Below are 14,760 nucleotides of genomic sequence, written 5' to 3' on the forward strand. Positions count from 1 at the left end.
AAATCACGGTAGAACGCCGGTCGAAAGCAGCCGGGCCCATGGCCCGGTGGCTTCCCGATGTGCAAGGAGCAGAACGATGATGGCTGAAAGTGCCCTGAAACTCGGTGAAGTCGGCTTTGCCGGCGACGACCATGTCCTGCCGTTCCAGGTCGAAGGCCTCGACGTGCGCGGCCGTGCCGTGCAGCTCGGCCCGATGCTCGACACCATTCTCGGCCGGCACAACTATCCCGCGCCCGTCGCGCGGCTGCTTGCTGAAGCCATCACGCTCACCGTGTTGCTCGGCACCTCGCTGAAGTTCGAGGGCAAGCTGATCGTCCAGACAAAGGGCGATGGCCCGGTCGACCTGCTGGTGGCGGATTTCGCCGCACCGGAGAACGTGCGCGCCTATGCCCGCTTCGATCAGGACGCGCTCGATGCCGCGATCGCGGCCGGTGCGACGGAGCCGCACGAGCTGCTCGGAAAGGGCATCCTCGCCTTCACCATCGACCAGGGCGCGCATACGCAGCGCTACCAGGGCATCGTTCCGCTCGACGGCCACACGCTCGAAGAGATCGCCGGCGTCTATTTCCGCCAGTCGGAGCAGATTCCGACCAAGGTGCGGCTGGGTGTCGCCGAACTCTACGACCGCGACGAGGCCGGCAAATCCCGCCATCGCTGGCGGGCCGGCGGCATGGTCGCGCAGTTCCTGCCACAGGCACCGGAACGCATGCGCCAATCGGACCTTCCGGGCGGTGACGGTGATGAGGCCGGCCACAAGATCGCCGAGGACGACAACTGGGCCGAAGCCAAGGCCATGGTCGAGACGATCGACGCCGACGAGTTGACGGATCCCAATGTCGGCACCGAACGGCTGCTGTTCCGTCTCTTCCATGAGCGCGGCGTGCGCGTTTACGAACCGCAGCAGGTCTTCGACCGTTGTTCCTGCTCGCGTGAGAAGCTGAAGGGCGTGCTTGCCGGCCTCAGCGCCGACGACATCGCGCATACGGCCGACGACAAGGGCGAGATCGCGGTGACCTGCGAATTCTGCTCGACGACCTACCGCTTCGAAGTGGTGGAGGTTTTGCCGCAGTAAGGCGGTGCACGCCCCTCATCCGGCTGCCGCCACCTTCTCCCCGCAGGCGGGGAGAAGGGAGGGATGCAAGATCCCGCCTTGCGTCCACGAAAGTGATTTCAGGAAAACAGTCCGACTGAGTCCCTTCGCCCCGACTGCGGGGAGAAGGTGGCCGGGAGGCCGGATGAGGGGCAATCGCTCACCGCTCAATTCAGCGTGCGCGACTGCCCCGGCGTATCCAGCGAAAAGGCGGGAATGGCGACGTCGAAGGCTTCGCCGTTTTCCGCTTCCATGCGGTAGCGGCCGAACATGATGCCGGACGGCGTCTCCAGTGGGCAGCCGGAGGAATATTCGTAGGTATCGCCAGGGCGCAGCACCGGCTGCTCGCCGATCACGCCGGGGCCGTTGACCTCGTCCACCTGGCCGTTCTGGTCGGTGATGTTCCAGTAGCGTGTCACGAGCCGCACGGCGATGGAGGAATGATTTGAAATGACGACCCTGTATCCCCAGACGTAACGGCTGTCGTCGGGATCGGACTGATCGGCCAGATAATACGGCTCTACGGTCACTTCGATGTCGCGGGTCAGCGCACGATACATAGGCAAGCCTTGAACTGATTAGGTCCTGCTATTGTACAGGATTATGGTTTCGTCAAGGATAAGCAAAGAAGGCACCGGCTTTGTCGGCCGGTGCCTCCGCATTTGTCCGTTCTGTGTGGGCGAAATCAGGCCTGGACCTTGGAAAGCGCGCGGGCGAAATCTTCGAGCAGATCGTCGCTGTCCTCGATGCCGGCCGAGAAGCGCACGGTGCCGGCGGACATGCCAAGCTCGGTGCGTGCCTCGTCCGTCAGGTTCTTGTGCGTCGTCGTCGCCGGATGCGTGATCAGGCTCTTGGCGTCGCCGAGATTGTTCGAGATCTTCACGACTTCCAACGCATCCTGCAGCGCGAAGGCGGCTTCCTTGCCGCCCTTCATCTCGAAGCAGACGAGCGTCGAGCCGCCCGACATCTGCTTGGCGATGATATCGGCCTGCGGATGGTCCTTGCGGCCCGGATAGATCACGCGGGCGATCTGCTTCTGGTCGGCGAGGAAGTCGGCGATGCGGCTCGCATTCTCCGTCTGCTGCTTTACACGCAGCGGCAGCGTCTCGATGCCCTTCAAGAGCGTCCAGGCATTGAACGGCGACATGGCCGGGCCGGTGTGGCGGAAATAGTCGTGCAGGTTTTCGTCGATCCACTCTTTGTCCGAAAGAACGACGCCGCCCAGGCAACGGCCCTGGCCGTCGATATGCTTGGTGGCGGAATAGACGACGATATGCGCGCCCAGTTCCAGCGGCTTCTGGAAGAGCGGCGTCGCAAACACGTTGTCGACGACGACCTTGGCGCCGATCTGGTTGGCGAGCTTCGCAACGCCTGCGATATCGATCACTTCGAGCGTCGGGTTGGTCGGGCTTTCCAGGAAGAAGACCTTGGTGTTCTTCTGGATCGCGCCTTCCCAGTTGGCGAGGTCGCGGCCGTCGATCAGCGTACATTCGATGCCGTATTTCGGCGCGAGCGTCTCGACCACCCAGCGGCAGGAGCCGAAGAGGGCACGGGCGGCGACGATATGGTCGCCGGCCTTCAACTGGCAGAGGATTGCAGCGGAAACGGCGGCCATGCCGGAAGCGGTGGCGCGCGCATCTTCGGCGCCTTCCAGCATGCACATGCGCTTTTCGAACATGTCGTTGGTCGGGCTGCCGTAGCGGGCGTAGATGAAACCATCCGTCTCTCCCTTGAAGCGGGCTTCGGCCGCCGCCGAGGTGTCATAGACAAAGCCCTGCGTGAGGAAGATCGCTTCGGCGGTTTCGCCGTGCTGGGAGCGGGTGGTTCCGCCGTGAACGAGTTGGGTGGCCGGGCGCCAGGACTTGCTCATGTGATCGTCGCCTTCAAACAAAAAAACCGGCCGCAAAAGCAGGCCGGTTTTGAACCCGGCCTTTTTAGCTACTTGTTTAACGTGGCTGCAAGCCGGCCGGCCAAATCACCACGGGATAATCTGCTAATACTGCGCGCCCGCGCTTGCGTCAATTGCCGGCATTTGGTTTTGTGCGAGCCCTCTGACAGGACGGGATTATCATGGCTTCTGCGATACGCAGCACGGGCATTCTGGCGGACAACGCCATCAGCGGCTTGTTCGACAGCGGGCGGCTGAAAAGCGAGGCCGCGCTCGACAAGGACCAGATCCAGCCCGCAAGCCTCGACCTGCGCCTGGGCGCCAAGGCGTTTCGCGTGCGCGCCAGCTTCCTGCCGGGGCCGTCCCATCTCGTCGCCGACAAGCTCGACCGGCTGCAGCTGCACGTCATCGATCTCTCCGAAGGCGCCGTGCTGGAAACCGGCTGCGTCTATATCGTGCCGCTGATGGAAAGCCTCGACCTGCCGGCGGACCTTGCCGCCTCCGCAAACCCGAAGAGCTCCACCGGCCGCCTCGATATCTTCACCCGCGTCATCACCGACCGTGCGCAGGAATTCGACAAGATCCCGGCCGGCTATTCCGGCCCGCTCTATCTCGAAATCTCGCCGCGCACCTTCCCCATCGTCGTGCGCCGCGGCTCGCGCCTGTCGCAGATCCGCTTCCGCAAGGGCAAGGCCCTGCTCAATGAAAGCGAGCTGCTGGCGCTCCATGGGTCCGATACGCTCGTCGCCAGCGAGACGCCGAACGTCTCGGGCGGCGGCATCGCGCTCTCCATCGACCTCAAGGGCACAGGCCCGCACGGCCTGATCGGCTATCGCGGCAAGCACCACACCTCCGTGGTCGATGTCGACCGCAAGAACCAGCACGACATCTTCGATTTCTGGGAGCCGCTGTTCAGCCGCGGCCGCAATGAGCTCATCCTCGATCCCGACGAGTTCTATATCCTCGTCTCGCGCGAGGCCGTGCATGTGCCGCCGCTTTATGCCGCCGAGATGACGCCTTTCGATCCGTTGGTCGGCGAGTTCCGCGTGCATTATGCCGGCTTCTTCGATCCCGGCTTCGGCCATGCACCGGCCGGCGGCTCGGGCAGCCGCGCGGTGCTGGAAGTGCGCAGCCACGAGGTGCCCTTCATCCTCGAACATGGCCAGATCGTCGGCCGCCTCGTCTATGAGCACATGCTTGAGGCTCCCGAAGGGCTCTACGGTTCCGGCCTCGGCTCGAACTACCAGGCGCAGGGCCTGAAGCTCTCCAAGCATTTCCGCGCGGGCTGAACCCCGGCGCCGGGCGCTTTACAAGCAGGTTAAACGTTTTTATTGTGCGGTGAGCCGTGCTTCTTTTGCGGCGCCACGGCCAAGACGGGCTTTCCATGTCAAGACCCACGATCAAGACCATCGCGCAGGAAACCGGCCTTTCGATCGCCACCGTATCGAAGGCGCTGAACGACAGCCCACAGGTGCGGCCGGAAACCCGCGCCCTCGTCGTGGCGGCTGCCGAGCGTGTCGGCTACCAGCTCAACATGCATGGCGTGCAGCTGCGCACGGGAAAAACCTATCAGGTCGCCGCCATCATGACGGCGCCCGGCCCCAAGCAGAACGAGTGGGAAGGCGTCGAATATGCCCAGCTGCTCAGCGGCATTTCCTGGGCGCTGGAGGATAGTCCCTATCGTGTCTCGCTCTATGCGGTGCGTTCTTTCGAGGAGAGCATCGCCACGATCCGCCAGATCGTCTCGCTGAAAAAGGCCGACGGCATCATCGTGTCGGGAACCCATGCCGACGATCCGCGCGTGCGCCTCATGCAGGAAGCGGACTTCCCCTTCGTCACCTATGGCACGACGATCCACAACGCCCCGCACGCCTATGTCGATGCCGACAACGAGCAGATGATCCGCCTGTCGGTGGCGCGCCTTGCCGAACGCGGCCACAACCGCATCGCACTGATCAACCCGATGGCCGACCTCACCTATGCGCTGACCCGGCTGGAAGCCTATCGCGAAGCCCTCGATATTGCAGGCCTCACCTTCGATCCGGCGCTCACCGCACACGGCCACCTCACCCCCGCCTTCGGCCGCGAAAACGTGCTGCACATGTCGGACCTTTCAAACCCACCGACCGCCTATATCTGCGCCAACGAAGCCTCTGCGCTTGGCGCCTTCTCCGGCTTCCACGCCCGCGGCCTCGTGCACGGCCGCGACGCCGTGATCAACGCGACCGACGACCTCAATGTCAGCCAATATTTCGCCCCGCCTATCACCACCTATTTCCTGCCGATCCACGAACCGAGCGAGATGCTCGGCCGCTATATCCTGCGCCGGATGGAGGGCGAGGCGCCGGAAGCGCTCCAGACGCTGATCATGCCGAAGTTGATCGAGCGGTCGGATGATCGATTGGTGAGAGGCTGACTGTTTGATCCGAAGGTTATCTAATACAATGGTGGATGCTAAGGAGTGAAGGTCTTGCCTATCAAGGCCCCCGATCGCCCCTCCGCCTTGACACACCCCGCGAACTGTTGAATGACTGCGGCCTCGGCGCTGCCCTGCGGGTATGATGTAATGGTAGCCTGTCAGCTTCCCAAGCTGAACGCGCGGGTTCGATTCCCGCTACCCGCTCCAGCTGTCTGATGTGATTTCTCAATAATTTCCATCTCTCGTTCCGCGCCCGGCGAGGCTTGCTGCGTTGCGTGAAAAACTCATGATAAAAACGTTTATATTTCTTATTGAAAACGTTTTTATTCCTTGTTAGGGTTCGTGAACAGGATGGCGGCGTCGTTCGCGTGCTTGCCGAGGAATTTGTCGAGTGCTGGCCGTAGGGGGCGGTGCCGATGGTTGAGGAGGAAGAGATGAGGAAATTCGTTGCGACTTTGGCGCTGGCCGTTCTTGCGGCAGGCGGCGTTCATGCGGCCGATCTGGGCGGCAAGCTTCTGAAGGTCGGGTCCGACACGACGTCGCCGCCGATGGAGAGCGTGGATCCGGCCAGCGGCCAGATCGTCGGCTTCGACATCGACGTGGTCAATGCCATCTGCGCCAAGATCAATTGCCAGGCCGAATTCGTGACGACCGGCTGGGACGGCATCTTCGCCGCGCTCGACCAGGGCAATTTCGATCTCGTCGCTTCCGGCGTCTCGATCACCGAAGAGCGCAAGAAGGCGATGGATTTCTCCGATCCCTATATCGTCAACAGCCAGGCCGTGCTGACGCGCGCCGAGGACCAGGGCATCACGCTGGAAAAGTTCAAGGCCGAGGGCCGCAGGCTCTCCGCCCAGGCCAACACGACGGATGCGCAGGTCGCCGAAGGCGTCGTCGGCAAGGAAAACGTCGCGGCCTATGACAGCTTCAGCGCCGCCATCATCGCGCTCAAGAACAAGGACGTCGACGGCGTCGTGATCAACGGCGCCAATGCCGCCGCCTATGAGCGCGAATTCGCCGGCGAGCTCGTCGCCTCGATCAAGGATCTCGAATCCGATCCGCTCGGCCTCGTTTTCCGCAAGGGCGACGAGAACATCGCCGCCTTCAACGAAGGCCTGAAGGCGATCAAGGACGACGGCACGCTCGACAAGCTCGTCGCCAAATACTGGGGCCTCAAGTAAGGTCTCTTCGCCGGAGGCGCTGTGCGGGCGCTTCCGGCAGTTTTTTCCATGTCCAGACGGTTCCGGCGGGTTCCGCTTCGGAGCTGAAAAGCAGTTGAGAGGGCATCGGCGCCGCGGGCGTGACGCCCTGGCGCCGGAGGCCGCAATGTCGTTCGTCAGAAGCGTGAGACCCAGCAACCTGGTCATCCTGGCCGCGCTGCCCTTCATCGTCTATCTGTTCGCCTCCTCGCCGGATTATCAGCGCTCGCTGCGCGCGATCCTCGGCATCGAGCCGGGCTCGGGCGTCTTCGTGCCGGGTTTCCTGCTTCTGGCCGTTGCCTTCTCCGCCGGCTTTGCCGTGCTCGTCCTCTCGCGCCTCAAGGTGACCCGGCCGCGGCTGACGCTCGCTGCGGGGCTTATCGGGCTGCTGGCGACGGCGGCGATCCTGGCCGGCGATCTCGTGCATCCCTTCATCGCGTCGGTGGTGGCGAACGGCGTCGATTCCTTCAAGTCCGATCTCGTCGTCAAGGGCGCGACGCCGCGCCAGCTGACGGAGGCCGCAGACCTCATGCTGCGCGGCGTGGAGGCCTGGCTCTGGCCGGCCTATGCCGTTCTGCTGCTCGCCGGCCTCGGCCTCACCTTTGCCGGCAGCCGCGCGCCGGCGCGATCGGAAAGTGCGGCGGGCCGGGCAGGGGCGTGGATCCTCGGTGCCGTCAATGGTGCCGGCCTCGTCTTCGTCTTCCTCTTTGCCCATCTCGCCTTCGCATCGGGCCTCGCCACGACCATCCGTGCGGCGATCGCTGCCTATATTCTCGCGGCCATTCTCGGCCTCGTTTGGGTCGGGCTCTTGAAGCTGCGCTATTCGCGCCAGAGCCTTGTGCTGTTCATCGGCATGACCGTTCTCTTCGCTGCCCTGTCGGCGTGGTTCCTGCTGCAGCCGCGCGACAGCTATGTGCTGGCGGGCACGCTGGACGGCAAGATCGGCATCGTCACCAACACGCCCGCCGGCCTGATCAGTGCCGTGCGCTTCGGCCAGTACGAGGGCGGGCCGACGACGGAAACGCCGGTGCGCACCTTCGTCACGCCCGAGCAAGCGATCGAGACCGTCGCGAAGAAGGAAGACGTCAGCGGCGCGCTGCTGCCGGCCGCCGCCGTTCCTGCCGATTGGCCGCGCCTCTGGCAGGTCGAGGCCTTGAATGACCGTGACCGGGCGGGCGGCATCACCTTCGCCGTCATCGCCATCGCACTTGGCCTCTTGACGCTCGGCGGCTTCCTGCATCGCCGCCATCCGCTGTCGATCGGCTCGGAGTTCATCGTCGATACGATCCGCGGCATCCCCATGCTCGTCATCGTGCTCTATGTCGGCCTGCCGCTGTCGGGCGCCCTGAAGGATGCGACGGCCGGCGTCTTCGATCCGCCGAACCTCGTGCGCGGCATCGTCGCCATGGCGATCGCCTATTCCGCCTATCTCGCGGAAATCTTCCGCTCGGGCATCAATGCCATTCCGGCCGGGCAGATCGAGGCGGCAGGCAGCCTCGGGCTCAACCGCTGGCAGACGGCGCGGCTCGTCATCCTGCCGCAGGCCTTCCGCATCGTCATTCCGCCGCTCGGCAACGAGCTGATCGCCATCCTGAAGGACACGTCGCTGCTGTCGATCCTGTCGATCCGCGATATCACGCAGCGCATGCGCGAGTTCCAGTCGGCGAGCTTCCTGCCGTTCGCGCCCTATAACTCAGCGGCGATCCTCTACATTCTGCTGACGCTGGCGGCCGCAAGCCTCGTCAGCCTGATCGAGAAGAAATATGACGTCAAACACCGCTGAGAACCCTGCCGGCACAGTGCTGATCACCGGCGCCGGGCGCGGCCTTGGCCGAACGCTTGCCGATCTCTACGCGGCAGCCGGTTGGCGCGTCATCCGCTGCATGCGGCAGGCGGCGGAGGGTGAGGTGTCGCTCGATGTGGCGGATGGCGGTTCCATCGCGGCCCTCGGTGAAGCGCTCGCCGGCCAGCCGATCGATATCGTCATCAACAATGCCGCGATCCGTGGCGATACCGGCGGCCTTTCGTCTCTGGAGGCGGGCGATTTCCTCGAGGTCATGCGCATCAATGCGCTGGCGCCGCTGCTGATTGCCCGCGCGCTTCGGCCGAACCTCGCGGCCGGCGCGCGCAAGGTGCTCGTCAATATCAGCAGCCGCGCCGGTTCGCTGGCCGAAGGTACGCTCGACGATGATGATGGCGACTATGCCTATCGTTGCTCCAAGGCGGCCCTCAACATGGCGACGGTCAAGCTCGCCCAGGATTTTGCCCGCGAGGGTATTGCCGTCATTTCGCTGCATCCCGGCTGGGTGCGCACAGATATGGGGGGCGAGGAGGCGGCAATCGACGTCGGCGTCAGTGCGGCGGGTCTGAAGGCGCTGATCGACGGCACGACGATGGCTGAGAGCGGCGGTTTTCGCGCCTATGACGGCCTGATGGTGGCGTGGTGAAGACACGTTGCGACAGAAACAGTTGAAGCGATAGACGATCGCGATCGTAACGATGGCGGCGTCCCAAGCGCCGTGGATGACAAGGATACTGCACGTGCATAAGCCGCTGACCAAACAGAACCGCTTCGATGCCGCCCGCAAGGATGCCGGCATGCTGGAGCTCGGCGTCTGCTACTATCCGGAACAGTGGCCGCGCGAAAAATGGGACGAGGATGCCCGCCGCATGGTGGAACTCGGCCTCACCTGGGTCCGCATCGGCGAGTTCGCCTGGTCGCATATCGAGCCGCAATCCGGCACCTTCCAATGGGAGTGGATGGACGAGGCGATCGAGGTGCTCGGCTGCGCCGGGCTCAAGGTCATTCTGGGAACGCCGACTGCCGCGCCGCCGAAATGGCTGGTCGATCGCTATCCGGATATTCTGCCCGTCGATGCGCGCGGCGTGGTGCGCAAGTTCGGCGCGCGCCGGCACTATTGTTTCTCCAGCCGCCGTTACCGGGTGGAAGCCGCCCGCATCACCGAGGCCATGGTGCGCCGCTACGGCAATAACCCCTTCGTGCACGCCTGGCAGACGGACAACGAATACGGCGATCACGACACGATCCACAGCTATTCCGACGAAGCCAAGCGCGCTTTCCGCGAATGGCTTGCCGGCCGTTACGGCACGGTCGAGGAGATGAACCGCGCCTGGGGCACGCAGTTCTGGAGCATGCATTACAACAGCTTCAATGAGGTGGATCTGCCCAACAACCTCGTCGAAGAGCCGACGCCGACCCATCTCGTCGACTACTATCGCTTCTCGTCGGACCAGGTGAAGAGCTTCAACAAGGCGCAGGTGGATATCATCCGTCTGTATTCGCCGGGCCGCCCCGTCACGCACAATTTCATGAACCAGAACACCGACTTCGATCATTACAAGGTCGGTGAAGACATCGATATCGCATCCTGGGATGTCTATCCGATGGGCGGTCTCATCAATGGCCGGCTCAGTGCCGAAGAGAAGGCGCGCTACCTGCGCGTCGGCGATCCCGACCAGACGGCCTTCAACCACGACATCTACCGCGCCGTCGGCCGCGGCCGGGTCTGGGTGATGGAGCAGCAGCCGGGCCCGGTGAACTGGGCCGCGCACAACCAGTCGCCGGCCGATGGCATGGTGCGGCTGTGGACCTGGCTTGCCTATGCGCATGGCGTCGACATGGTCTCCTATTTCCGCTGGCGCCAGGCGCCCTTCGCGCAGGAACAGTTCCATGCCGGCCTGCTCCTGCCGAACAGCGAGGTGGATCAAGGCTATCTGGAGGTCGCGCAGGTGGCCGAGGAGATAACGCGCCTGCCCGCGGGCGAGGGGCGCGAAAAGGCCGAGGTCGCCATCGTGCTCGATTACGAGTCGCGCTTTGCCACCCGCGCTTTGCCGCAGGGCCAGGGCTATGCCGCCGCGGCGATCGCGCTCGACTGGTATTCAGCCATCGCCCGCCTCGGCGTGGATGTCGATGTCATCGGCCAGCATTCTGATCTCTCCGGCTATAAGCTGGTCGTTGCGCCCGATCTCGTCATTCCCGATGCGGCGTTCATCACACGGCTGAAGGCCTCCGGCGCAAAGGCGCTGTTCGGTCCGCGCAGTGGCAGCAAGACGCGCGACATGCACATTCCGGCCGACCTGCCGCCCGGTCCGCTTGCGGATCTCCTGGATTTCCGCGTGACGCGCGTTGAATCCTTGCCGGACTATCACAGCGAGCCCGTGCTCTACGGCAACACGAGCCATCCGGTGACGGGCTGGCGGGAACTCATCCGCACGACCGAGACGGTGCTGGCGACCTTCGAGGGCGAGCATCGCCAGGGTTCGCCCGCGATCATCGGCAACGAACGCACGCGCTATGTCGGCACGCTGCCGCGTGGCGAATTCCTGTCGAAGCTGATGGGGGACACGCTCGGCTGGGCGGGTGTCAGGAGCCTGCCCGATCTCGGAGACCTGCGCCTTGCCCGGCGCGGCAAGCTGCATTTCGCCTTCAACTACGGCAGCACGACAACATCGGTACCGGCGTCGGCCACGGCGGATTTCCTGGTCGGCGGACGGGCGCTTGCGCCCGTTGATGTGGCGATCTGGACGGAGACGCCCTGATCCGGTCTCTCTATCCGGTTTCTGCGACCGTCTCGCTGCGCAATGTCGTCTGCGCCGGGCGGTGTGCGGTCTTGTTCCAGAAGAACGGATTGTTGCGCAATTCCCGCACGGCGCGCCAGGCGGCGAGCGACATCAACAGCCAATAAAAGGGTGTCAGCGCCCATCGCCAACCGGTGGCGCGCCGCTCGTCCGGCTGCATTCCTGCACGGCCGAGCGCAATGAAAATGGCGTAGCTGCCGAAGATGTTGACGACATCGATGGTAACGAGGGTGAGTTCGAAGGGGCCGGCGATATGGGCGGATTGCCCGAAAAGCTGCCAGGCGATCATGCCGACATAGGCAATGAGCAGCGGATGGGCGAGCGAGGAGAGGATCAGCCCGCCGATCAGCACCTGGAAGACGAAACAGGGCCAGAGGCCCATGTCGCGCACCAGCTGCGAGGGGCGGCGCATCAGCACCAGCCAAGTTTGCAGCCAGCCCTTGAACCAGCGTGTGCGCTGCCCGAGCCAAGCCGATGCCGTCGTCGGCGCTTCCTCATAGGTCGGCCGCTCGATCGTACCGCAGCGATAGCCGAGCCGATAGAGCCGCATGCCGAGATCGGCATCCTCGGTGACATTGTAGGGATCCCAGCCGCCGACATCCTGAAGCACGCGGGTGCGAAAATGGTTCGAGGTGCCGCCAAGCGGCATCGGCAGGCGGGCGGCGGCGAGGCGTGGCAGCAGCACGCGGAACAACCCGGCATATTCATAGGCGAAAAGCGCACTCAGCCAGCTTTCGTGCGCATTGGTGATGACGAGCGGCGCCTGCAGGCAGGCGATATCGGGCGGTGCCGCCTCGAAGGTGTGCCAGGCTTCCTCCAGTTGCAGCGGATCGACCCGGTCCTCCGCATCATAGATGACGAGATACGTGCCACGCGCCGCACCCAGCGCGTAGGAAAGCGCCTTCGGCTTGGTGCGTGGATGGCCGGGCGGTACGGCCACGATCTCGTATTGCCGGCCAAGGCGCATGGCGGCGAGCGCCGATAGCGTCGCCTCGTCGTCCGCCTCGCAGATCAGCTTGATATCGAGGCAGGCGGCGGGCCAGGCGAGCCGGTCCAGCGTCTCGATCAGCTGCGGCACTACGGCCGCCTCTCGGTAAAGCGCCACGAAGACCGAATAGACCGGTCGCGGCCCGGCCGGTGCTATGCTGAGCGCCCGGCTTCGTTGCTCTTTCCGTTTGGCGAGAAGGGCCAGGAAGCGGATGAGGAACGCGGCGAGAAAGAGCAGCGTGAGCACGATGTGCAGCAGGATCGACGCGATGACCGGTTCGGTGATGGCGAGCGCTATGAGGGCGGTGAGGATCGTGCCGGTATAAAAGCCCTGCCGGCCCCAGAATGTGATGCGGGCGCTCGCTTCCGGCAGGCTGGTGAACAGCCGGTCGACCGTCTCACGCAGGCGCCGCATGCGGCCGGCCTGCCAGAGGGCGGTCCGCAGTGCCGAGGGCGTGGTCGCCGCCAGCATCGTGCGCAGCATGGGCGACAGATCGAGCCGCTCGCCGAAGGCTTCGATCCGGTCGGCGCTGGGCACGATCGCGGTGATCGGCGGGCGCGCCGGGTGGCGGACCCGGATGATGCTGGGTTCCACCAATTGGCTGTCGGCGCCGGGCAGGTCTTCCACATGCGCGGGGTCCAACTGCCGGAGAAAGGGAAGGTGCAGAATCTCGGCGAGCGCCTCGTAATAGGTGTCCTCTGTCAGGACGCCGCTCGCCAGCAATTCGGCCGCCAGCGTGGTGCCGTGCCTGTTGGCGCGCACCAGCATGGTGGAAATCAGCGTTTTCGACAGGCCGAGCCGACGGAAAAGCCGGGCTTCCGCCATCAGGCGGGGTGGGATATGCGGTTCCTCGCGCGGGCGGACGGGGCCGGCCGGCAGGATGCCGATTGCTGTGGCGAAAGCGATGTCGTCGGGATATTCTGCCAGTCGCATGCAGCCAGCGCTGCCGCGTGAGCGGCTGCGTCCCCGTTAAACCCCAAGTTGATTGTAATGTGGTACAGAGCAATTTCATCCCTTAAAATCTATGGGTTTTTCGTGTTCTGTCTGTTGATGGGTATGGCGAGCCCGCAGCCAGCTTCTGCTCAGGAGAAACCGTCGGTCGATCTGCCGATCCTGTTCGACACGCGCGAGCGCATCGCAAAGCCCGATCTCTCCGGCATCGTGCGCCTGCGCTTCCTCACGACCGTGGACTTTCCGCCCTTCAACTTCATCGACCAGACCGGCAACCTTGCCGGCTTCCACGTCGATCTGGTGCGGGAAATCTGCCGGGAGCTGGCGTTGATGGACAAATGCCAGATCCAGGCGGTGACCTTTCCGGAGCTGGAAAAGGCGCTGGTCGACGGCAATGGCGAGGCCGTCGCGGCGGGTATCGCCGTCACGGCGGACCTGCGTGAACGTTTTGCTTTCTCACGCCCCTTCATGCGCCTGCCAGCGCGTTTTGCCGTGGCGAAGAAAGCCCCGCCATCCGGTAAGACCGCCGCAGCGCTTGACGGAAAACGGGTCGGTGTCGTGGCGGGCAGCGCGCATGAGGCGATGCTGAAAGCCTTTTTCCCCCGCGTGCGGGCAGAGGCCCTTGCCGATCGTGCAGCACTCCTGGCAGCCCTCAAGGACAGCAAGGTGGATGCGGTCTTTTCCGACGGCATGCAGCTTGCCTTCTGGACGAACGGCACGGAATCGGCCGGCTGCTGCACGCTTTTCGATGGCCCCTATCTGTCAGAGCAGTTTCTCGGCGAAGGGCTGACGATCATGCTGCGCAAGGAAGATGCGGCGCTCGCCACCGCCGTCGATCACGCGCTGCTGGCGCTGTCGCGCAACGGCCGCCTGCAGGAAATCTATCTGCGCTACTTCCCGGTCAATCTCTACGGCGGTTGATGGGGGCCGCTTACTGACTTGCCCAAATAATGCGGGCGATCCAGTCGATTTCGTCGATATCGAAGCTGCGGTTGGGGTGTTCCGGATTGAGCGAGACGAGATCGATCGTGCGCGGCGTCTGGCGGTGCAGGACCTTGGCCATGACCTCGCCCTCGCGCGTCTTGACCACGACACGGTCGCCGCGGCGCACCTGCGCGCCGGGCTCGACGATCAGCACGTCGCCATCCCGGTAGAGCGGCATCATGCTGTCGCCCTGCACTTCCAGCGCATAGACGCCGGCCTTGCGGTCCGGCGAGGCGGGAAATTCCACCACGTCCCAGCCCTGGCCGGCCGGAAAGCCGCCATCGTCGAAGAAGCCGCCGGCGCCGGCCTGCGCGAAGCCGAGCAGCGGAATGCTGCCGGCCTGCGGTGGAAAGGTGCCCTGCGGCAGCGCGAAATCGCGCGCCGTGCTGGCGAGGAATTCGTCGATGGAGGCGCCCGTCGCGTCGAGCACCTTGGCGATCGATTCCGTCGAGGGCCAGCGCTGGCGGCCATCCGCCCCCTGGCGCTTGGATTTGTTGAAGGATGTCGGGTCCAGCCCCGCGCGGCGCGCAAGGCCGGACGGCGAGAGCCGGTTGCGCTCGGCAAGGGCGTCGATCGCTGCCCAGATCCGGTCGTGGGAGAACATGCTTGAGAACCCTGCCAAGGCGGCGGACCGGCTTTTGC

At 64.3% G+C, this 14,760-nt stretch carries 12 protein-coding genes, 1 tRNA gene and 1 riboswitch; of the genes, 9 read left to right on the forward strand and 4 right to left on the reverse strand.

Annotated elements, in window-relative coordinates; all coding sequences use genetic code 11:
- The first annotated feature begins 79 nt into the window (after window positions 1-79).
- Window positions 80-1,072 (forward strand): Hsp33 family molecular chaperone, encoded by a 993-nt coding sequence (locus AC27VQ_RS04640; protein WP_488715566.1) that lies wholly within the window; start codon window positions 80-82, stop codon window positions 1,070-1,072.
- A 185-nt stretch (window positions 1,073-1,257) separates the two neighbouring features.
- On the opposite strand, the gene apaG is transcribed toward AC27VQ_RS04640, so the two are convergent.
- Window positions 1,258-1,650, reverse strand: a complete 393-nt coding sequence (gene apaG / locus AC27VQ_RS04645) for a Co2+/Mg2+ efflux protein ApaG (RefSeq protein WP_488715401.1) — start codon at window positions 1,648-1,650, stop codon at window positions 1,258-1,260.
- Between the two features lie 125 nt (window positions 1,651-1,775).
- Window positions 1,776-2,960, reverse strand: coding sequence for an O-succinylhomoserine sulfhydrylase (locus tag AC27VQ_RS04650; protein ID WP_488715402.1), 1,185 nt, complete (start codon window positions 2,958-2,960; stop codon window positions 1,776-1,778).
- Between the two features lie 43 nt (window positions 2,961-3,003).
- Window positions 3,004-3,082: riboswitch (SAM riboswitch) on the reverse strand.
- Between the two features lie 78 nt (window positions 3,083-3,160).
- Between AC27VQ_RS04650 and AC27VQ_RS04655 the strand changes: the two genes are divergently transcribed.
- The 7 genes from AC27VQ_RS04655 to AC27VQ_RS04685 all read left to right on the forward strand — a co-directional run bounded on the left by AC27VQ_RS04655 (window position 3,161) and on the right by AC27VQ_RS04685 (window position 11,156).
- Window positions 3,161-4,267 (forward strand): 2'-deoxycytidine 5'-triphosphate deaminase, encoded by a 1,107-nt coding sequence (locus AC27VQ_RS04655; RefSeq protein WP_313531698.1) that lies wholly within the window; start codon window positions 3,161-3,163, stop codon window positions 4,265-4,267.
- 95 nt (window positions 4,268-4,362) lie between these two features.
- Window positions 4,363-5,394 (forward strand): LacI family DNA-binding transcriptional regulator, encoded by a 1,032-nt coding sequence (locus AC27VQ_RS04660; protein ID WP_488715403.1) that lies wholly within the window; start codon window positions 4,363-4,365, stop codon window positions 5,392-5,394.
- 136 nt (window positions 5,395-5,530) lie between these two features.
- Window positions 5,531-5,604, forward strand: a tRNA-Gly gene (locus tag AC27VQ_RS04665).
- A gap of 227 nt (window positions 5,605-5,831) precedes the next feature.
- Window positions 5,832-6,578, forward strand: a complete 747-nt coding sequence (locus AC27VQ_RS04670) for a transporter substrate-binding domain-containing protein (RefSeq protein ID WP_421590786.1) — start codon at window positions 5,832-5,834, stop codon at window positions 6,576-6,578.
- Window positions 6,579-6,723: 145 nt separating this feature from the next.
- Window positions 6,724-8,379 (forward strand): amino acid ABC transporter permease, encoded by a 1,656-nt coding sequence (locus AC27VQ_RS04675; protein ID WP_488715404.1) that lies wholly within the window; start codon window positions 6,724-6,726, stop codon window positions 8,377-8,379.
- A gap of 16 nt (window positions 8,380-8,395) precedes the next feature.
- Window positions 8,396-9,043: an SDR family oxidoreductase gene (locus AC27VQ_RS04680; RefSeq protein ID WP_488715567.1), complete on the forward strand. Its 648-nt coding sequence runs from the start codon at window positions 8,396-8,398 to the stop codon at window positions 9,041-9,043.
- Between the two features lie 94 nt (window positions 9,044-9,137).
- On the forward strand, window positions 9,138-11,156 hold the full coding sequence (locus AC27VQ_RS04685) for a beta-galactosidase (protein WP_488715405.1): 2,019 nt from the start codon (window positions 9,138-9,140) through the stop codon (window positions 11,154-11,156).
- A gap of 10 nt (window positions 11,157-11,166) precedes the next feature.
- Here AC27VQ_RS04685 and AC27VQ_RS04690 read toward each other — a convergent pair whose 3' ends face one another.
- Window positions 11,167-13,116, reverse strand: a complete 1,950-nt coding sequence (locus AC27VQ_RS04690; protein WP_488715406.1) for a glycosyltransferase family 2 protein — start codon at window positions 13,114-13,116, stop codon at window positions 11,167-11,169.
- A 57-nt stretch (window positions 13,117-13,173) separates the two neighbouring features.
- Here AC27VQ_RS04690 and AC27VQ_RS04695 point away from each other — a divergent pair, with 57 nt between their 5' ends.
- Window positions 13,174-14,055: a transporter substrate-binding domain-containing protein gene (locus AC27VQ_RS04695; protein WP_488715407.1), complete on the forward strand. Its 882-nt coding sequence runs from the start codon at window positions 13,174-13,176 to the stop codon at window positions 14,053-14,055.
- 10 nt (window positions 14,056-14,065) lie between these two features.
- Here the strand turns inward: AC27VQ_RS04695 and AC27VQ_RS04700 are convergent, their stop codons facing one another.
- The gene (locus AC27VQ_RS04700; RefSeq protein ID WP_313530995.1) at window positions 14,066-14,722 is read right to left on the reverse strand and encodes a S24 family peptidase; all 657 of its coding nucleotides are present in this window, start codon (window positions 14,720-14,722) and stop codon (window positions 14,066-14,068) included.
- Window positions 14,723-14,760: the final 38 nt, after the last annotated feature.

The sequence above is a fragment of the Shinella sp. 20P9.1.1 genome, from assembly GCF_057798995.1.